Source organism: Skermanella stibiiresistens SB22 (assembly GCF_000576635.1).
GTDB classification, from domain to species: domain Bacteria; phylum Pseudomonadota; class Alphaproteobacteria; order Azospirillales; family Azospirillaceae; genus Skermanella; species Skermanella stibiiresistens.
This window is the reverse complement of record NZ_AVFL01000144.1, coordinates 1-338: the sequence shown is the minus strand read 5'-3', so window position 1 is coordinate 338 and position 338 is coordinate 1. Positions and strand designations below refer to the sequence as shown.

At 65.7% G+C, this 338-nt stretch carries 1 protein-coding gene; it reads right to left on the bottom strand.

The features are described from left to right. Positions 1–115: 115 nt before the first annotated feature. On the bottom strand, positions 116–338 hold a 223-nt coding region (locus N825_RS35830; RefSeq protein ID WP_037462564.1), incomplete at its 5' end, for a LysR family transcriptional regulator.

Genomic DNA, 338 nt, shown 5'->3' with positions numbered 1-338 from the left:
CTGTTCAACAAGACCTACGCCGAGCACCTGAACCTGGCGGGCGACGCCGGCTTCGGCTTTGCCGCCAACACGGCCTTCAACGAACCCGGGCGCACCTTCTGGGCGCGCCTGAGCTTCAAGTACTGAGCGCCGTCCGGATCCGCTTGAGATCCCGTTCCAGCTCGATGCGCATCGCTTTCAGCAACGCCCGCGCGTTTTCCGAAAGCGGTGTGCCGGGCCGGAACACCAGCAGGCAGGCAAAGCCGATGTCCAGTTCCAGCGGCTTGATGGTCAGCCCGCGCGCCAGGTAGTCCAGCGCCATGACCGGATGCACCAGGCCGATGCCGACGCCATGCAGG